We start from the raw sequence: 18681 nt of genomic DNA, 5'->3' as shown, positions 1-18681 counted from the left end.
CCTCCTTACGCTTCCGACCGATGGAATTGTGATATGAACCGGATGTCATTCGTGTAGAAATGGCGGATGTCTTCTACACCGTATCTAAGCATTGCGATTCGTTCCGGCCCCATGCCGAAAGCGAAACCGGTAACAGCGGATGGATCATATCCAGCCATTCGTAAAACGTTCGGGTGTACCATTCCAGCACCTAAAATTTCAATCCAGCCGGTTTTCTTACATACATTACATCCATCTCCGCCACATTTGAAGCAGGAAATATCCATCTCTACTGACGGCTCAGTGAATGGGAAAAAGCTTGGACGCAATCTAATTTCACGTTCTTCACCAAACATCTTTTTAGCAAAGAGGTCAAGTGTCCCTTTTAAGTCACTCATCGTGATATTTTCGCCTACAACGAGACCTTCGATTTGCGTGAATTGGTGGGAATGGGTTGCATCATCACTATCTCGGCGATAAACCTTGCCCGGACAGATGATTTTAATCGCTTCCCCACCTTTTGCTTCCATCGTACGTGCTTGGACAGGTGATGTATGTGTGCGCAATAACACATCTTCAGATATATAGAATGAGTCCTGCATATCTCGGGCTGGGTGACCTTTCGGCAAATTAAGTGCCTCGAAGTTATAATAGTCTTTCTCCACTTCAGGTCCTTCAGCGATTTCATATCCCATGCTGATGAAGAAATCTTCAATCTCATCAACAACACGTGTAAGCGGATGATGATTTCCAGTTTGAACCGGACGACCCGGAAGCGTCACATCAATCGCCTCTTTGGCCAACTGTTCATTGATTGCTTGTTCTTCAAGCAAAATCATTCTCGCTTCCAACGATTCCGTTACGGATTCCCGTACGACATTGACGAGCGCCCCCATTTTCGGGCGTTCTTCTGCAGGTAGTTTGCCCATCCCTTTTAACAAATCGGTGATTGGACCTTTCTTACCTAAGTACGATACACGGACGTCATTCAATTCCTTGACAGATATCGCATTCTCGATTTTCGTCAACGCTTCTTCTTTCAATAGTTGCAACTGTTGTTCCATTGTCATTCTCCTTTCAAAATAAAAAAACCCCGCCCCCTAAAAAAGGGACGAGGACGAGTTCGCGGTACCACCCTGATTATTATGCAACAAAACGCATAATCACTTCATTTGGATTAACGGCCCTCTACCGGCACGCCTTTACAGTTTTCACTGGTCCGAGCGGCAGCTCTCGGGGTGAACTTCAACAGTTTCTTCCTATCAGCGCTCGCAGTCAAGGCGCGGATTTCCTGTAAGTGAACGTCTGTTTACTTTTCCCGGTCACAGCTTTTAAATTGTATATTCTTTTTTATTATACTTCAGTCTTTATGAATCTTCAACATCGTGTTGTTATTGTTTACCGTAAGCGTAGAGCAGAATCCCCGTTGCAATGGCGACATTTAATGACTCAGCTTTTCCGTACAGGGGGATTTTAACGATTTCATTTGCTTCTTTCAGATATTCATCGGCTACACCACTTCCTTCATTGCCAACAATAAGTGCAAATGATTCTAACGGTTCGACTGTGTAATGATCAGAGGCATTATGTAAGCCAGTGCCAATTATTTTGATACTTTCTTTTTTCACTTGCTCAATCCACTCGCTCAACTCGCCTTTGACGACAGGTATATGGAAATGCGACCCTTGCGCGGACCGCACCGTTTTCGGATTGAATGGATCTGCAGAGCCTTTACCTAATATAACCGCGTCGATTCCAGCTGCATCGGCTGTCCTGATCATCGTGCCTATATTGCCCGGATCCTGGACGGCATCAATGAATAAATACTTTTTCCATGACTGTGGTGCTTCTTCTGAATACTTTGGTTGCCTGCAATGAGCAAAAATCCCTTGCGATTGTTCTGTTTCAATCAATTCTTTCGCAACAGCACGCGTCACTTCGATCAGTTGAAGATTTTCAGTTACCCACTCTTCAGGGATTTCAATATCTTCCCTTACGATTAAATGAATGACAGTGCCAGTAGATTTCAATGCTTCTTCCACTAAGTGGAATCCTTCCACAATGAATTCTTCTGATTTGTCCCGATCTTTCTTAGATGTGACAAGCTTCTTCCAGTGTTTGATAAGTCCATTTTGCGTCGATTCGATTCTTTTCATTTTATATAAGACATCCTTTTTCTTCTCAGTGTAACAAATGTCCGTATAGTTGGCGATGATTCTGTGCAAAATGATTACAGGAGGATTGATAGTATGAATTTTCAAATCCGTGACGCAATCACCGCGAACATGACAAATAACTCCGCGGATGATATACGGAACGTTGTAGAAGATGCTCTAAAACGTGGCGAGGAACACCTTTTGCCCGGTCTAGGCGTGTTTTTTGAAAAGTTATGGATTAATGCGGATGAGCAGGAGAAGTCAAAGATCACCGGTGAACTTGCACAAGCATTTACTGGATGAAGACTTGGTACGAAGACAGCTCGATGGGGGGACAATCCATCGGGCTGTTTTTATTCGTATAACTAGGATAGTTTGCAACACAACGTAACTGCGGCGCAACGAAACGTAGATGTCTCGTATCGAAAGGTAGATGCTCCGTATCGAAATGTAGCAGACGCAACACAACGTAGAGACGGCGTATCGAAACGTAGATACCTCGTAACGAAACGTAGATGTGCCGTATCGAAATGTAGCAGGCGCAACGAAACGTAACTGCGTCGTAACGAAACGTAGATCCCTCGTATCGAAATGTAGACGCTCCGTATCGAATCGTAGCAGGCGTAACGAAACATAAAGACGGCGTATCGAAACGTAGATGTCCCGTATCGAAATGTAGCAGGCGTAACGAAACGTAACTGCGTTGTATCGAAACGTAGATCCCTCGTATCGAAACGTAGATGCTCCGTATCGAAATGTAGCAGGCGCAACGAAACGTAACTGCGTCGTAACGAAACGTAGATCCCTCGTATCGAAATGTAGACGCTCCGTATCGAAATGTAGCAGGCGTAACGAAACGTAAAGACGGCGTATCGAAACGCAGATGTCCCGTATCGAAATGTAGCAGGCGTAACGAAACGTAACTGCGTCGTATCGAAACGTAGATGCTCCGTATCGAAACGTAACCTCGTCGTAACGAATTTTTTGCAGGCGCACCAAATAAAAAAAACGCACAACTAGAAGTTGCGCGCACACCAAATTTATATCTACATTAAAAGTTTCTAACAAAGAAATCAAACCCTGCAGCAGTCACCAGGCCGAAAACGAGCGTCCAGAAAGCGATACTAATTGTCATCCATATAGTCGTATTTGTTTTCGTAGCGCCGAACAAAAGGCCGATGAAGGCTGCTATGTGTGTTCCAATCAAAATCGGTCCGCATAACGCCAGCCCAGGCATCCCATATTTATTCCAAATGCGCTTCCCTCGCTCGGTCCTTTTAGTGGCAGTCTTCCCGCTCTTTTCCATTCGCTTATCCATCCATTGTTGCACACGTTGAAATCCGTATATGACAATCAATACAGTCGACATATTCCCGACAAACGCAAGTATCATTACCCAAATAGGTGAAAGTCCCCGAATAATGCCAAGCGGGATAACTAATGCAATCTCAAACCACGGTATTGCTGCCCCTAGAAAAACCAAAAAATATTCTACCATCCAAAAATCCTCCGTAGTATCGTTCTTGTTACATATACTACAGCAATTCCACTGCTTGTTCTACTGCGCAATAAGAAGGACCTAAGTTTCTATAGTAAAGTCGCCAACACAGCTTTTTGTGCATGTAGTCGATTACCAGCTTGCTGGAAAACATACGAGTTTGGTCCATCGATGACCGAAGTCGCTACTTCTTCCTCACGATGCGCAGGCAGACAATGCAAAAACATATAATCCTCTTTCGCATGAGCTACAAGCTGATCATTGATTTGGAATCCTTTGAACGCTTCAAGTCGGGCTGCCGATTCCTCTTCCTGCCCCATACTCGTCCAGACATCCGTATAGACAACGTCTGCATCTTCAACTGCTTCACGCGGCTCATATGTCTGAATAACCGATCCGCCATTCAACGCAGCAATTTTCTGTGCTTTTACGAACAGGTTTTGATTGAACTCGAATCCTTCAGGTGTTGCAACCGCCACTTCCATTCCCATATTGGCCGCACCAATCACAAGTGAATGGGCAACATTGTTCCCATCTCCAACATAGGCTATCTTCTTACCAGCAAGCGCCCCTTTCACCTCAATTATCGTCAATAAATCTGCGAGCGCCTGACACGGATGGAAGATATCTGTCAAACCGTTAATGACTGGGATGGTTGAATGCTTCGCCAGTTCCTTCACCATTTCATGAGAGTTCGCGCGAATCATCACACCGTCCAAATACTCGGAGAGCACAAGTGCTGTATCGTAGACAGATTCTCCACGCCCAATTTGCAAATCTTTTGCATTCATGAACATCGCATGCCCACCTAACTGGATCATCCCGACTTCAAATGAAATCCGTGTACGAGTAGAATGTTTTTCAAAAATCATTCCAAGTGTCTTTCCGGGCAAGATGGGCGGCAAATTCCCCGCAGCAGCCTCTTTCTTCATAACTAACGCTTTTTCCAATAAATACGTAATTTCCTCACTTGTATAGTCCAGTAGCGTTAGTAAATCCCGGCCTTTTAATTGGGAATCCATTTCCTCGAATGTCGAAAGTGTAGATAGTTTCAAATTCACCAAAACAATCATCTCCATCTCTATTAGTGTTTGTATAAACTATTATATTAATGCATATTTATAAAGTCAATTGAATTTTTATAAATATTTAAATATGCATACACTATATACAGCGAGCACTTAATGGATAACACTCTAGACGCTTTATACATTTTTTATACGTTTCAATGCATAAAAAAAGACCGCACCTATTCAGGCACGATCTCCACACTACAGCTTTTTATTCGAATGTGATTTTATGCACCGTATCGCGGTCCAATTTCTTTATGACTTCTACGATTAATTTCACTGCATTTTCATAATCATCTCTGTGCAACATTGCTGCATGGCTATGGATATAACGTGTAGCGACACAAATTGCTAAGGAAGGTACACCGTTTCCACTAACGTGCATGGAGCCTGCATCTGTTCCTCCACCAGGAATCGCTTCGAACTGGTAAGGAATACCATGCTCTTCAGCAGTATCGACAACAAGGTCGCGCAATCCTTTATGAGAAACCATAGAGGCATCATATAATAGAATTTGTGGTCCATCGCCCATTTTGCTAGCCGCTTCTTTGGACGTGACGCCAGGCGTATCACCAGCAATACCGACATCGACCGCAATCCCAATATCCGGTTGCACTTTCGCAGAAGCCGTTTTAGCTCCGCGTAAACCGATTTCTTCCTGTACTGCCCCAACACCGAAAACGATATTCGGGTGTTTTTCGTCCTTCAATGCTTTCATTACATCAATCGCGATTGCACAACCGATACGATTGTCCCACGCTTTTGCTAGAAGGAATTTCTCGTTGTTCATAACTGTGAATTCGAAATGAGGAACGATCATATCCCCAGGTAGTACTCCCCATTCCATCGCTTCTTCTTTAGAAGTTGCACCAACATCAATGAACATGTCTTTAATATCGACTGGTTTTTTACGGGCTTCCGCAGTCAATATATGTGGAGGTTTCGAACCAATTACCCCTGTTACGGTATTACCTTTACGCGTGACGATATCGACGCGTTGGGCAAGCATGACTTGAGACCACCATCCGCCTACAGGTTGGAAGGAAATGAACCCTTTATCGTCTATTTTCGTTACCATAAAACCAACTTCATCAAGATGTCCTGTTACCATGACACGCGGACCTTCTGAATCACCGGTTTTGCTTGCGATCAACGACCCAAGACCATCCATCTCGATTTGATCGGAAAATGGCTCAATATATTTCTTCATAACTTCGCGTGGTTCCCGTTCGTTGCCCGGTATCCCTTTCGCGTCCGTTAAGTCTTTCAACATTTGTAACGTTTCATCTAATTTCACCAACTATTTCGACCCCCTAAATAAAGAATACAGACTCAGTATAATTGATTTCCCTCGCCATTGAAAGTGTTTTCACAATTATAGAAGGTGTTTGCGCAATTCCTTTGCACTTTGAATGGAAAGCAAGCCTGGTGCAACATCGAAAACCGTTTTAGCACCCGTATCACCTGCGCGATTCATGCGGTATGCGGCACGGGCGTATGCAACAAGTACGCTGGATGTGAATTCAGGATTACTTTCCAGCCCCAATGAAAACTCCATCACTTGATTGTTATTGTCACCTGTTTTTCCACTTCTAATAACGAAGCCGCCATGTGGCATCGCACTATGATCTTCTTTCAACTGCTTTTCATCAATGAAGTGTACTGTTGTATCATAATCTGCGAAGTAATCCGGCATTGTTACAATTGTCTGTTCCACTTCATCTTTGTTGCTGCCTTCTTCAAGTACAACGAAGCATTCACGGGTATGTTTCTCGCGTGTCGTTAATTGAGGTTGCAACCCACTGCGCACACGATCCACAGCTTCGTCTACAGGAATCGTATATTGAACGGCATTTCGGACACCTTCAATCCTTCGTAACGCATCTGAGTGGCCTTGGCTTAGCCCCTTCCCCCAAAACGTATATGTTTCACCTTCTGGAAGAATGGCCTCACCATATAATCTGTTAATAGAAAACATTCCCGGGTCCCATCCGACTGAAATGATTGCTGTTTTACCATTCGGCTTTGCTGATGCATCAACCGCTTCAAAATAATCAGGGATTTTAGCATGTGTGTCGAAACTGTCGATTGTGTTGAAAAATTTTGCGAGCTCTGGTCCTTGTTTAGGGAGATCATTTTTGGAACCGCCGCATAGAATCATTACATCGATGTTGTCGACATGCGATTCAATTTCTGTAAATGAATAGACCTGTGTCCCACTCGCAACTTGCAGTTCTTCAGGACTTCTCCTTGTGAAAACAGCTGAAAGCTCCATATCTTCACAACGTGATACTGCGTATTCCACGCCTCTGCCCAAATTACCGTATCCCGCTATGCCAATTCTGATTTTTTTGTCCACAAACGCCACCATCCCTTTTGTAAAAGTATTCTCTCAGTTTATCGTCCAAATACGAATATTGCTATTAAAATAATTTGTTCACAATCTGTCCTTTTGCCTATTCTCAATTAAATGTTACAGTAGAATAAGGTTTATCATTAATTGAAATGAGGATTACATATGCGCGCCTTAGTTTATTTGATTGTTTTCTTTTCTTTTTTCGATTTATTTTCCCAACTTCCAATTATGAGCCCTTTCGCTCTATCTTTAGGAGCCACTTCGTTTCTAACTGGCCTTGTAGTCGGCATCTATTCATTCGCCAACACGATCGGCAATATAATTTCAGGATTCATGACTGACCGAAGAGGCCCTTTCCTAATGTTAATCATCGGATTGTTAGCATCTTCCGTCGCACTTCTTCTTTATTCATTCGCAATGGGACCTGCTTCCTTATTGGGTATCCGATTCATTCATGGATTCATGGAGGGCCTAATCGTTCCAGCCGCATTCACTTTTCTAGCAAACCGTGCCGAAAAGTCAAAAAGAGGAAGCAGTGTAGCTGTTTCAGGTGCGTTTGTCGGTATGGCAGCAATTATCGGTCCTGCTTATAGCGGAATCGTCGCTTCGAAAACCGGCCCAACTTTCATAATGACCGTTAATGGTGTCATCTTTTTCATCATAGCTGTAAGTGCCTTTTTCCTTTTACGGAAATTCCAATATGTAAAAAAAGTGAAAGACGATGGAGCTAAAAAGTTCCGTGTACGTTTTCTATTCACGCACCCTGGAATGATCCGTGCATTTTCCGGCGCCTTTTTCCTTATGTTCTCACAAGGCGTTTTGGCACTAATCCTTCCTTTAAAAGTCGAAGCGCTTGGGTACGACACGAAAATCACCGGCATGTTGTTAAGTTCATTCGGCGTCGTCGCGATTCTAATCTTCCTGCTCCCTATTAACAAAATCTTTGATAAGGTTGCACCAATGATTACATTGGCATTCGGCATTACGATGATGGGGTTATGTATGATTTTCTTGAGCCAAGTGTCTGAATTGCCCTTCCTATTTTTAGCGATGTCACTTTACGGAATTGGTTTTGCTTTTCTTTTCCCGTCCATCAATTCACTACTAATTGACTCATCCACACCTGATTTCCGGGGCAAAGCATACGGCTATTTCTATGGTTTCTTCTCAATTGGTGTTGTTGCCGGCTCAAGCGTCATCGGGTATTTGGATCTTTCATTTAAAGGCGGATTCATGTTGACAGGTATCATCCTGCTCATCGTCGCAGCATTTACTGTTCTTGGTTTAAAGAAAAGTCTTGATGTAACAGAAGCTCTTTAATCCATTTCTTTGTTATTCAAATCGGACATAAAAAGACAGGTAGGTTATCAAAAATGATAACTCCCTGTCTTTTTTCATTACTATCAAATTGGCTGGGCATTGAATGATTTAATCTCTTCTAGAAATGCTTCACCGTAGCGCTCCAACTTGGCCGCTCCGACACCGTTTACTTCTAGGAACTCTTCCTCTGTTGCAGGCATTCTAGATGCCATATCACGTAACGACTTGTCCGAAAACACGACAAACGGTGGTACGCCTGCTTCCTTTGCCAATTGCATGCGCAATGTGCGCAATTGGTCAAACAGCGGATCATCTTTTGCAATCTGTTTTGTTTCAACCGTCTGTTTGCGGTAAACTTGAATGTTACCAGTCAATACTTCTTTTCCTTGTTCCGTCACATAGATGATCGGGAACTGGCCATTTTCGACCCCAAGGTAGTTTTCGGAGATGATGAATTCAATTAAGTCTGTCACGGCTTTTGTATTTTGCCCCTTTAGAATTCCATACGTTGACAATTTGTCAAAACCGAATTCAATTACTTTCTTATTCCGTGAACCTGTCAATACTTGTGCAATCATCGTTTTTCCAAATCGCTGTCCCATCCGAATGACGCAGGAAAGCACTTTCTGTACGTCAACGGTCACTTCTAACCGTTCCCTTGTATCCGTACAATTCGCACATCTCCCGCAAATTTTTACATTTGTTTCCCCGAAATAAGTAATGATGAATTTCTGCAAGCAGGATTCTGTATGACAGTAATCAATCATAGATTGAAGTTTTTCAAGTTCAGCAGGTATACGCGACGTATCCAATGACTGATCGATGAGGAAACGTTGCGTAATAACGTCTTGTGACGAAAACAACAGTGTACAGTCACTGTCCAAGCCGTCCCTTCCCGCACGGCCAGCTTCTTGATAATAACTTTCCATATTTTTCGGCATCTGATAATGGATGACATATCGGATATTACTTTTGTCTATTCCCATCCCGAATGCATTTGTTGCAACCATGACTGTCGCCTCGTCCATTAAGAATCGATCTTGCTCCGCTTGACGCACACTGTCTGATAAACCCGCGTGATACTTCGCGACTTTCACACCTGTGCGTTCCAACATTGCATGCACCTGATCGACTGCCTTCCGGGTCGCTGCATAGATGATCCCTGCTTCACCATCATTCTTATTCACATAATCTTTCACGAATTTCTCGCGATCTTGCCCTTTGACGACAGAAAACGTAAGATTACTTCTTTCAAACCCTGTCATAACCGTGGCATTCTCATCGATTTGTAGTTGTGCACGTATATCCTCCCGCACAGCAGGAGTCGCTGTAGCCGTCAAAGCTAAGACGACTGGCTTTCTTTCAAACGAAGCGATCACTTTGTTCATCATTCTGTAGCTTGGTCTGAAATCATGACCCCATTGAGAAATACAATGCGCTTCATCAATAGCAATCATCGGTATATTCATTTTGCTGATTTGCTGGATGAACGGAGCCGACTCGAACCGCTCAGGCGCTACATATAATAAGTCATATTTACCTGCCAATGCATTTTCTACAACTCCAAAATATTCTTCGCTTGATAATGAACTGTTGATGTAGGCGGCGGATATCCCGAGTTGATGCAATGCATCCACTTGGTCTTTCATCAGTGAAATTAGCGGTGATACGACGAGGACAGTACCTTCCATAACAAGCGCAGGAACTTGAAAACAGATAGATTTACCGCCGCCTGTCGGCATTACGCATAATGTGTCTTTTCCATCAAGGACATTGCGGATTGCCTGTTCCTGACCTGTCCGAAAGGAAGAAAACCCAAAGTGATTTGATAAAACAGATACAATTTTTTCGATTATGCTCACCTCATTCGTCTTTCGTTTATATCGATCAAAAAAGCACCTTGCAGGGTGCTTCTGAAGACGTTATTCCAATAACAACCGTTCTTCATCCCGGCTATGTACTTCATTGACAACTAAAAGTGCATAAAACTTCTGTAGGACAGTCGGGCTTATTTTTTCGGTTTCCCGAAGTTCTTCAATATCTTTCACTATGATTCTGATTAGGTCATGATCTCTTGTCAATTGAATGATTGCTGTTTCAAGTTCCGGATTCTCTTTTTTGATATCTAAATAGAGTCCTTCTTCTTCTGCATCAGCGTGACTAATGACACGTGACTTCCAATACTCGATCAATTCATCCGCAGCGCGATCAGCGGATTTCATATCTCCTTCTTGCAAGAATTCAATCATCAGTTCAGTTTTAGTGACTGCCCCTGACAGACCACCTTCATGAATTGAACGATGTGCGTGAAGTTGTTTTAATGCTGGACCTGACATGAATAACCCAACCTTTCATTTTAACTCTTTCATATAGAATAACAGAGATTTGTCCCTGTGACCAAGTGAATACCATGAAAAAAGCTCCCGATATCTTTCACGGGAGCCATCGTCACTTATGATACACACTTAAACTTTTGATATACGGATATTACTCACCATCGCTAGACCAAGAATGACCATTGCGATGACGAAAAACGGTGGGCCGACATACGGGCTTAGGAAGTACATCAACGTGAGCACAACGCCTGCCGCTGTAATCGGCAAACCGTAAAAAACGCCGTCAAATTCCTTCACATTATACCGCGCAAGTCGTACAGCACCTGCCGCGATGAAGAAGATAGTGGCTGCAATTCCCACCCACAACATCTCTGCCAAATCAATCGTGTAGATTAACAGTGCAGGAGCGACACCGAATGATATAAGATCACTTAGAGAGTCCAATTCTTTACCGAACTGTGATTCAGCATGGAAATGCCTTGCTACCATACCATCAAAACGGTCGAATAATGCGGCTAAAAATATGAAGACCAGGCTCATATGGGCAAGATTTTGCGAAATAAGAATGATAGCGATAATACCGAAACTCAAATTCGTTAAAGTAATTGCATTAGCTAATTGTGCCTTGAATTTAGTATAATCCAAGTATCTCGATAAAAACATAATGATTCCTCCGTTTTATAGGGAATTTTATTCAAAGCATAGGAGACAGTAAAAATGAGAAAAACAGTATTCAAATACTTTACGGAATTGACCGGACATCCGGTTTCCTCTTCCATCTTAAAAACAATTACAAGTTCAACAGTAAGCCGCAAGCTTATAAAACCATTCTCTAGAACATATCGTATTAATGAAGAGGAAGCGGAATTTCCAATCAGTCATTACGAAAGCTTACAAGCTTATTTTACGCGAAACTTGAAAGAAGGTTCACGGGCAATTAACATAGATCCGACGCAACTGAGTTCACCAGTAGATGGACATATTAATGCGGCTGGCAAAATCAAAGACGATCAGACCTTTTTCATAAAGGATCATTCTTATAGTATAAAACAAATTATGGGAGATGAAAAGAGAGCAAATCCCTATAAAGATGGATTCTTTTATATTTTTTATCTTTCTCCCAGTCATTATCATCACTTTCACTATCCGGTTGACGGTCAATTAATGAACAGGTATGCGCTTGGCAGCACTTCCTATCCTGTTAATAATCTTGGTTTAAATTATGGAGATCGTCCATTTGAAACAAATTATCGGATAATCTCCGAAATCAATTCTAAACATGGTAAAATTGCAATGATCAAAGTCGGAGCATTAAATGTGAACAGCATCCATATTAATGACTCTTCAACAGTCTGCACAAAAGGTGATGAGTTTGGACATTTCTCGTTCGGTTCAACTGTCATCCTTTTAATAGAGAAAAACGATTCCTTCAAACCGACTGTACATTCAGACAGTGAAGTCGTAGTGGGACAATCGGTTGGAGAATGGCTGACACCCCATGACTTCGGAGAAATTCAAACTACTAGCTAAGATTGAGGGGTTGAAATGTACCATTTTCAAGAGTTTGTTGTACATTACGGGTACTTTGCTGTGTTCTTTTTTCTTGCACTTGGTATTTTCGGAGTACCCTTGCCTGACGAAATCGTCGTGGCGTTCATCGGTCACTTATCTTCGACCGGCGCACTTAACTATCAGTTATCTGCTATCATAACTGTCCTTGGTGTTATGACCGGTACGATATTCACTTATACTATCGGACGCACCGTTGGAAAACCTCTCCTCATGAAATACGGGAAATGGATAAGCTTGTCGCCTAAACGGCTTCAACGTGTTGACAACTGGTTTGACAAATACGGCTCTTGGGCTGTCACTCTCGGTTACTTTGTACCAGGCATGCGCCATCTCGTTTGCTATCTGTCGGGAAGTTCAGGTATGGGTATACGCAGATATCTGCTATTTGCAGCAATCGGCACCTTTATTTCTTCAATAACATTCCTGTCAATTGGATACCTTATGAAACTACCGTTTTAAAAAGAGTGCCGCGAATGTGATTTATTCACAAATGCGGCACTCTTTTTTAGATTTACAGAAGATGTACCCAACAACAGAATAATCGTTATACTTTTTCATCTCCAATAAATTGTGTATACTGAATTCTAAGACTTCAATACCAATTCTATAAATAGTTTCACTATATATTATTCTTTTTAAAGTGCACACAGTTTAATATCTTTCTTAAACGATATTGATTACTTATCAATAATAATTATAAATAAGGCTAGTATTCAATAAACGCCTATGGTATAATTAGTAGTGTAGATAACAGAATATAACTAGTAGGAGGCATATCAATGACGAATAATAATAATAATCATTCTCAAAACAAATTGACTACAGCCGCAGGCGCTCCTGTAGTAGATAACCAAAATTCCATGACAGCAGGTCCAAGAGGCCCGGTTCTCTTGCAGGACGTGTGGCTTATTGAAAAACTTGCCCATTTCGATCGTGAAGTCATTCCAGAAAGACGGATGCACGCAAAAGGGTCCGGGGCTTATGGTACTTTTACCGTAACAAATGACATTACACAATATACTAGAGCGAAACTGTTTTCTGAAGTCGGCAAACAGACGGAATTATTCGCACGATTTTCCACTGTTGCAGGAGAACGCGGTGCAGCTGACGCTGAACGTGATATTAGAGGATTCTCCCTTAAATTCTATACCGAAGAAGGAAACTGGGATATGGTTGGAAATAACACACCCGTATTCTTCTTCCGTGATCCGTTGCAGTTCCCTGATTTGAATCACGCCGTCAAGCGTGATCCCCGTACAAATATGAGAAGCGCTACAAACAACTGGGATTTCTGGACATCCCTTCCCGAAGCTTTGCATCAGGTCACTATCGTTATGAGTGACCGTGGTATACCTTCGACATATCGTCATATGCACGGATTTGGTAGCCATACGTACAGCATGATTAATGCTGCGAATGAACGAGTGTGGGTCAAGTTCCATTTCCGTTCCCAACAAGGAATAGAAAACCTGACGGATGCTGAAGCGACTGATTTGATCGGTTCAGATCGTGAAACCCACCAAAGAGACTTGTTGGAAAGTATCGATAACGGCAACTTCCCTAAATGGAAGATGTACATCCAAGTGATGACTGAAGAGCAAGCGCTGAACATGCCTTATAATCCGTTCGACTTAACAAAAGTTTGGTACAAAGGTGACTTCCCTCTTATTGAAGTTGGCGAATTCGAATTGAACCGCAATCCTGAAAACTATTTCGCTGAAGTTGAGCAGGCTGCATTCACACCTGCTGCTATCGTACCGGGCATCGGTTTCTCACCTGACAAAATGTTGCAGGCAAGATTGTTCTCTTACGGCGATGCACAACGCTATCGTCTTGGCGTCAATCATCATCAGATTCCTGTCAACGCTCCGAAATGTCCGTTCCATAGCTTCCATAGAGATGGTGCAATGCGTGTAGACGGCAACCACGGAAGCAGAACGCCATACGAGCCAAACAGCTACGGTGAATGGAAAGAGCAACCAGATTTCAAAGAACCGCCTTTAAAAATTTACGATGATGCGGCCCATTGGGATTTCCGCGAAGACGATAATGATTACTACACACAACCTGGAAAACTATTCAACTTGATGGATGATGCTCAAAAAGAAGTGCTATTCGGCAACACAGCCCGTAATATGGCAGATGCTCCGGATCACATTAAGCACCGTCATATCAAACATTGTTTCCTGGCAGACCCTGCCTACGGTGAAGGTGTAGCAGCCGCATTGAATATCCCTATGAACGATGTCTTTCCCGAATAATAAATAAGAAACGCCGACGAAAATTCGTCGGCGTTTCTATTTGGTTGTAACAGATTGAATAAACAAGGACAAAACTCCATATCCTATTTGACATACGTATTAATATGTCTGGAGTGTGATTTCTTGGAAACTGTCAACACAGCACAACCCGTAAGGAAGAATACAATGGTGCATTCATGCTTTCTTCTCGTATGCCTATGTGTAATCGATACATTTTTCACGGATTTTGGTATTCGTCAAGGTCACATACAAGAAGCAAACCCATTCATGAGCCTCATTTACAACTGGAGTATCATCGGATTTTATGCGTTTAAGATTCTACTGCCGACTTCCCTGTTGATAATGGTATATTTCATGAAACCCTCTACAGTTATTAGGCAGATGACCATTTTCTCTCTCATACTTTACTTATTCGTTCTTAGCTTGCATATCTACTGGGTTGTCATTATCGCTGCATTCAGATGAGTTAAACGCTTACTGTTTAACATTGTCGAACATGTTGGCAACGATAAGTCCCATAATCAATGCAATGATGCTCATGACAAATGGCGTTCCGCTTTCCGGCAATCCTGGATAAATGACAACAATTGAGCCAATAATGAGGCCTATGATAACAGCAAACATGCTGTGTGTATAATGGGTCAACAAATAATGAATCGCCTTGCTACTAACGATAAACCCAACCGCCACTCCTGCCCCGACAGTGATGATAATCGGCAAATTAAACGTCGATAACGCATTTATCACAGTTGCATAGACGCCAAGCAATAACAGGATAAAAGAACCGCTCACTCCAGGCAAAAGCATCGCCATACTTCCGAGCCAACCAGCAAAAAACAATCCTAGCGCATTTTGAAAACTCAATGTTGTAATCACTGTCACGTCGACAGGTTTGATGAAATTTGTCGTTGCCAACGCTACAGCCACAACAAAGAGCAATAGAAAATGGCCAATTTTGAAGTTTTTCTTCACACCCGCCTGTTTGGTAATGAACGGAATGACACCGATGATTAAACCGATAAAGAAGAAATGTGTCGGTTGTTCATAGTTTTTCAATAAATAGTCGATGACTCGGCTAAAAACTACAATTGTAATACCCATCCCAATTGCCAAGGGGACTAAAAAACCAAGATGCTTTTTCCATTCACGGCTGAAAAAACCGCTGATCGATGTTAATAACCGATCATATATACCAAGAAGGAACGCAATTGTTCCGCCACTTACACCTGGAATCAAATCGCTGACTCCCATTAAGAATCCACGATAAATATTTTTCCATTCCATAACTGTTGATCCTCCAATTAGTGTGTCAATGAGAGTAGTATACCATTTTCCAATATAGCTGAACCATATTAAATGCAATGTCCGAATACTTTATTAGACAAAGCGAGTTGTTTTGCAATCTTTATTCTATTTGAAATTGGTTGTGTAGTTTCTTAACTTATATTCACTTCATTTAAACCGATATACACTGTATACAATAAATTCAGAGGTGTCAGAAGTGGATCATTCAATTTTAGAAATGCACGCTTATCATAATCCCTATCTGGTTATCCTCTCCTATCTCATAGCGACAATTTCAGCTTATGCTTCAATTGATCTTGCGAAAAGAGTTTCTGCTTCCGGTCGTAACGCAAAGTTTTTCTGGCTGATATCCGGAGGCGCGACACTCGGGACAGGTATATGGTCAATGCATTTCATCGCTATGTTATCTTACCATTTTCCTGTCCCTGTATTTTATAATACAACGCTCGTGATCATTTCAGTCTTTATAGCGATTATCGGTTGTTATGCAGGCTTTTATCTGCTCGCAACAAAAGATTATTGTATACAACGTTTCCTGCTCGCAGGATTATTAATGGGTGCCGGGATTGCATCCATGCATTACGTAGGCATGATCGCCATTAACCCCATTGTTATTACATATAATCCATTATTATTCTTCATTTCAGTAGCCATCGCAATTTTTGCTTCTTGGGCCGCGTTATGGATTGGTTTTCTATCTCCTTATGCACGTAAAAAAATGTCTTGGAAATTAAAAGTCGTTTTTTCATTGATTATGGCGATTGCTATTACAGGTATGCATTATACCGGAATGGCGGCAGCAGACTTTTCAAACAGTCGGGAGATTGAAGATTTTAGAGCAACTATGAATTCAACTCTCCTAGCATGGATTGTAGCGGGTGTGACACTACTCATGTTCACTCTATTTTTCTTTACCATTACATTCGATCGTATGTGGCGGAAACGAGGACTAGTTCAAAACATACTCCTGGATTCAGTCGCTGACGGAATTGTTATAACGGATCAGCATGGAATGATTCTCCATACTAATTCAACTTTCCAGCAATTGATGAGAGATGCAGGAATTGAAAAACATTACCCGAGCATAGCTAACTATCATCCTGACTTTTCAATTGGTTCCGGAGAAAGCCTAAATCGGCAGATTGAAATTGAGAAGATTATCTTTGACGTAAAACGCAGACCTGTTCTTGATGAAGAGATGAATCATTATTTATGGTTCATCAGTGACATAACGGAAAGAATTTTAAGAGAGCAGCAAATTACATTTATGGCCTATCACGATCCGCTTACTAACTTGCCTAACCGCCATAAATTGCACATAATTCTAGATGAGTGGAATAGATCATCAGCAGCAATTGGGTGTATCAAACTTAATATTGATCGAATGAAGTTCACCAATGACACATTGGGACATGATGTTGGGGATCAGTTATTGAAAATTGTATCCGACAAATTACTAGCAACTTTAGAAACTGATGATTTTCTGGCGAGAGTCGAAGGTGATGAGTTTGTCATACTCGTTAAAGGTGATCGGGTACAAAAAATCCAGACAATTGCAGAGAATACGATCACTGCAATCCGAAATCCAATTATACTAAATCGATTAAGCAGCACGATAACAGTAAGCGCAGGAACTTGTACGTATCCCAATGAAGCATCTACTACTGCCGAATTGATACAATTTGCCGATTGGGCAATGTTAGAATCTAAAAAGAATGGTAAAAACCAAACAACTGCATTTAACTTCATACTCCAAGAAAAGCATTACCGGATGTTGCAAATCGAAAATGCACTATCAACGGCCATTGAAAATGGTGAGTTGTAGTTGCATTATCAGCCAAAAGTAAAATTACAATCAGGTAGTATTGATGGAGTGGAAGCTCTGTTACGATGGCAGCACCCCGTTTTCGGTTCTGTCTCACCTGTTGAATTCATCCCAATAGCGGAAGAGAAAGGTTTTATCCATAAGTTTGGCGATTGGGTAGTAAAAGAAGCATGTTTGCAATGGGTCCACTGGAATGTGAAGCACAAAATCCGCCCCGTTGTCGCAGTGAATATCTCACCGATTCAATTGACAAAGGATGACTTTTATTCATCGTTAGTGAAGATTTTAGAAGAAACCAATATGGACCCACAGTATTTAGAATTAGAAATAACAGAGTCCTCCTCTTTCAGATTTGAAGAAAAAACGAATAAGGTTTTAAATCAAATTAGAAACCTTGGCATTCAAATTTCACTGGACGACTTTGGAACAGGTTATTCGTCTTTCAGTGTTTTAAAACAACTTCCGATTAACACACTAAAAATTGATCGTTCTTTTTTACAAAACGTCCTTGGAGATGTCGAACAAGAAGCGATTGTACGCTCAATCATTCAACTTGGACATAATTTGAAGTTCCAGGTACTGATGGAAGGCGTCGAACAATACGAAGAAGTCGAATGGTTAAAAAAGGAAAACTGTAATTATGTACAAGGTTTCTTCTATTCTAAACCACTACCTCCTACTGAGGTACTGCCTCTTCTCAAACAGTCTAGAATTGAATTTGTACAATGAGTAAAAAGCGGCGAATCGTTCCTAGTGAACGATTCGCCGCTTTTTTAGTACTTTATTAGGAGAAATCATTTATGCTGTATGAATTCACCAGTCATAACCGTTTAATAAACGTTTTCGACGATGAGCTACGTTCTTCGCTTCTGCTTCCCTCGTCATCTGATCTTTGCGTAATTGACCATTTACACGCGGATCTTGCAATCGCATCGTGCTCCATCCATCGGGACCGACAATTTTACTTACTTTCCGTATCTCATCTTCATAAAACAACATGTCC

At 41.8% G+C, this 18681-nt stretch carries 19 protein-coding genes and 1 other annotated feature; of the genes, 8 read left to right on the top strand and 11 right to left on the bottom strand.

Features of this window, described 5'->3' with window-relative positions:
* Positions 1-5 precede the first annotated feature (5 nt).
* Both pheS and QWT69_RS05935 read right to left on the bottom strand, forming a co-directional pair.
* Positions 6-1043: a phenylalanine--tRNA ligase subunit alpha gene (gene pheS, locus QWT69_RS05940; protein ID WP_317969924.1), complete on the bottom strand. Its 1038-nt coding sequence runs from the start codon at positions 1041-1043 to the stop codon at positions 6-8.
* 40 nt (positions 1044-1083) lie between these two features.
* Positions 1084-1314, bottom strand: a binding site (T-box leader).
* Between the two features lie 56 nt (positions 1315-1370).
* Positions 1371-2135, bottom strand: coding sequence for a TrmH family RNA methyltransferase (locus QWT69_RS05935; RefSeq protein ID WP_317969922.1), 765 nt, complete (start codon positions 2133-2135; stop codon positions 1371-1373).
* Positions 2136-2228: 93 nt separating this feature from the next.
* On the opposite strand from QWT69_RS05935, the gene sspI reads away from it, so the two are divergent.
* Positions 2229-2438 carry a small acid-soluble spore protein SspI gene (sspI, locus tag QWT69_RS05930; RefSeq protein WP_317969920.1) on the top strand — a complete coding sequence of 70 codons (210 nt, stop codon included), beginning with the start codon at positions 2229-2231 and terminating at the stop codon, positions 2436-2438.
* Positions 2439-3186: 748 nt separating this feature from the next.
* Here sspI and QWT69_RS05925 read toward each other — a convergent pair.
* From QWT69_RS05925 to QWT69_RS05910, 4 genes are all read right to left on the bottom strand, one after another.
* Complete coding sequence (locus QWT69_RS05925) at positions 3187-3633, bottom strand: small multi-drug export protein (protein ID WP_317969918.1); 447 nt, start codon at positions 3631-3633, stop codon at positions 3187-3189.
* 89 nt (positions 3634-3722) lie between these two features.
* Positions 3723-4712, bottom strand: coding sequence for an ornithine carbamoyltransferase (argF, locus tag QWT69_RS05920; RefSeq protein ID WP_431312320.1), 990 nt, complete (start codon positions 4710-4712; stop codon positions 3723-3725).
* 202 nt (positions 4713-4914) lie between these two features.
* Positions 4915-6003: a M42 family metallopeptidase gene (locus QWT69_RS05915; protein ID WP_317969916.1), complete on the bottom strand. Its 1089-nt coding sequence runs from the start codon at positions 6001-6003 to the stop codon at positions 4915-4917.
* Positions 6004-6078: 75 nt separating this feature from the next.
* On the bottom strand, positions 6079-7074 hold the full coding sequence (locus QWT69_RS05910; protein WP_317969914.1) for a diaminopimelate dehydrogenase: 996 nt from the start codon (positions 7072-7074) through the stop codon (positions 6079-6081).
* A gap of 147 nt (positions 7075-7221) precedes the next feature.
* Here QWT69_RS05910 and QWT69_RS05905 point away from each other — a divergent pair, with 147 nt between their 5' ends.
* A complete protein-coding gene (locus tag QWT69_RS05905; protein ID WP_317969912.1) occupies positions 7222-8379 on the top strand; it encodes an MFS transporter in 1158 nt (385 codons plus the stop codon).
* Between the two features lie 83 nt (positions 8380-8462).
* Here QWT69_RS05905 and recQ read toward each other — a convergent pair whose 3' ends face one another.
* The 3 genes from recQ to pssA form a co-directional block, all read right to left on the bottom strand.
* Positions 8463-10235, bottom strand: a complete 1773-nt coding sequence (gene recQ / locus QWT69_RS05900) for a DNA helicase RecQ (RefSeq protein ID WP_317970947.1) — start codon at positions 10233-10235, stop codon at positions 8463-8465.
* Between the two features lie 66 nt (positions 10236-10301).
* Positions 10302-10715 (bottom strand): hemerythrin domain-containing protein, encoded by a 414-nt coding sequence (locus QWT69_RS05895; RefSeq protein ID WP_317969910.1) that lies wholly within the window; start codon positions 10713-10715, stop codon positions 10302-10304.
* Between the two features lie 129 nt (positions 10716-10844).
* The gene (gene pssA / locus QWT69_RS05890) at positions 10845-11378 is read right to left on the bottom strand and encodes a CDP-diacylglycerol--serine O-phosphatidyltransferase (RefSeq protein ID WP_317969908.1); all 534 of its coding nucleotides are present in this window, start codon (positions 11376-11378) and stop codon (positions 10845-10847) included.
* 54 nt (positions 11379-11432) lie between these two features.
* Here pssA and QWT69_RS05885 point away from each other — a divergent pair, with 54 nt between their 5' ends.
* The 4 genes from QWT69_RS05885 to QWT69_RS17310 all read left to right on the top strand — a co-directional run bounded on the left by QWT69_RS05885 (position 11433) and on the right by QWT69_RS17310 (position 15013).
* Entirely contained in the window at positions 11433-12245 is an 813-nt protein-coding gene (locus tag QWT69_RS05885) for a phosphatidylserine decarboxylase (RefSeq protein WP_317969906.1), read from the top strand.
* A gap of 15 nt (positions 12246-12260) precedes the next feature.
* Positions 12261-12746: a DedA family protein gene (locus tag QWT69_RS05880; RefSeq protein WP_317969904.1), complete on the top strand. Its 486-nt coding sequence runs from the start codon at positions 12261-12263 to the stop codon at positions 12744-12746.
* Between the two features lie 320 nt (positions 12747-13066).
* Positions 13067-14548 (top strand): catalase, encoded by a 1482-nt coding sequence (locus QWT69_RS05875; protein WP_317969902.1) that lies wholly within the window; start codon positions 13067-13069, stop codon positions 14546-14548.
* Positions 14549-14713: 165 nt separating this feature from the next.
* A complete protein-coding gene (locus QWT69_RS17310) occupies positions 14714-15013 on the top strand; it encodes a DUF5658 family protein (RefSeq protein ID WP_431312319.1) in 300 nt (99 codons plus the stop codon).
* Positions 15014-15022: 9 nt separating this feature from the next.
* On the opposite strand, the gene QWT69_RS05870 is transcribed toward QWT69_RS17310, so the two are convergent.
* Positions 15023-15832 (bottom strand): DUF368 domain-containing protein, encoded by an 810-nt coding sequence (locus QWT69_RS05870; RefSeq protein WP_317969900.1) that lies wholly within the window; start codon positions 15830-15832, stop codon positions 15023-15025.
* Between the two features lie 217 nt (positions 15833-16049).
* Between QWT69_RS05870 and QWT69_RS05865 the strand changes: the two genes are divergently transcribed.
* Complete coding sequence (locus QWT69_RS05865) at positions 16050-17678, top strand: bifunctional diguanylate cyclase/phosphodiesterase (RefSeq protein WP_317969898.1); 1629 nt, start codon at positions 16050-16052, stop codon at positions 17676-17678.
* Positions 17679-18407, top strand: coding sequence for a putative bifunctional diguanylate cyclase/phosphodiesterase (locus QWT69_RS05860; protein WP_317969896.1), 729 nt, complete (start codon positions 17679-17681; stop codon positions 18405-18407).
* A gap of 84 nt (positions 18408-18491) precedes the next feature.
* Here the strand turns inward: QWT69_RS05860 and QWT69_RS05855 are convergent, their stop codons facing one another.
* Positions 18492-18677, bottom strand: a complete 186-nt coding sequence (locus tag QWT69_RS05855) for a hypothetical protein (protein ID WP_317969894.1) — start codon at positions 18675-18677, stop codon at positions 18492-18494.
* Between the last annotated feature and the right edge of the window lie 4 nt (positions 18678-18681).

The organism is Sporosarcina oncorhynchi, assembly GCF_033304615.1.
GTDB classification, from domain to species: Bacteria; Bacillota; Bacilli; order Bacillales_A; family Planococcaceae; genus Sporosarcina; species Sporosarcina oncorhynchi.
This window is presented reverse-complemented; position numbering and strand designations above follow the sequence as displayed.

Excerpts from the sequence above, each read along its gene's own strand:
- QWT69_RS05910 (WP_317969914.1), bottom strand. The coding sequence starts at position 7,074 with ATGGTGGCGTTTGTGGACAAAAAAATCAGAATTGGCATAGCGGGATAC.
- pheS (WP_317969924.1), bottom strand. The coding sequence starts at position 1,043 with ATGGAACAACAGTTGCAACTATTGAAAGAAGAAGCGTTGACGAAAATC.
- QWT69_RS05925 (WP_317969918.1), bottom strand. The coding sequence starts at position 3,633 with ATGGTAGAATATTTTTTGGTTTTTCTAGGGGCAGCAATACCGTGGTTT.
- QWT69_RS05935 (WP_317969922.1), bottom strand. The coding sequence starts at position 2,135 with ATGAAAAGAATCGAATCGACGCAAAATGGACTTATCAAACACTGGAAG.
- QWT69_RS05905 (WP_317969912.1), top strand. The coding sequence starts at position 7,222 with ATGCGCGCCTTAGTTTATTTGATTGTTTTCTTTTCTTTTTTCGATTTA.
- sspI (WP_317969920.1), top strand. The coding sequence starts at position 2,229 with ATGAATTTTCAAATCCGTGACGCAATCACCGCGAACATGACAAATAAC.
- QWT69_RS17310 (WP_431312319.1), top strand. The coding sequence starts at position 14,714 with ATGGTGCATTCATGCTTTCTTCTCGTATGCCTATGTGTAATCGATACA.
- QWT69_RS05870 (WP_317969900.1), bottom strand. The coding sequence starts at position 15,832 with ATGGAATGGAAAAATATTTATCGTGGATTCTTAATGGGAGTCAGCGAT.
- QWT69_RS05855 (WP_317969894.1), bottom strand. The coding sequence starts at position 18,677 with ATGTTGTTTTATGAAGATGAGATACGGAAAGTAAGTAAAATTGTCGGT.
- QWT69_RS05895 (WP_317969910.1), bottom strand. The coding sequence starts at position 10,715 with ATGTCAGGTCCAGCATTAAAACAACTTCACGCACATCGTTCAATTCAT.
- QWT69_RS05880 (WP_317969904.1), top strand. The coding sequence starts at position 12,261 with ATGTACCATTTTCAAGAGTTTGTTGTACATTACGGGTACTTTGCTGTG.
- pssA (WP_317969908.1), bottom strand. The coding sequence starts at position 11,378 with ATGTTTTTATCGAGATACTTGGATTATACTAAATTCAAGGCACAATTA.
- QWT69_RS05885 (WP_317969906.1), top strand. The coding sequence starts at position 11,433 with ATGAGAAAAACAGTATTCAAATACTTTACGGAATTGACCGGACATCCG.
- argF (WP_431312320.1), bottom strand. The coding sequence starts at position 4,712 with ATGGAGATGATTGTTTTGGTGAATTTGAAACTATCTACACTTTCGACA.
- QWT69_RS05875 (WP_317969902.1), top strand. The coding sequence starts at position 13,067 with ATGACGAATAATAATAATAATCATTCTCAAAACAAATTGACTACAGCC.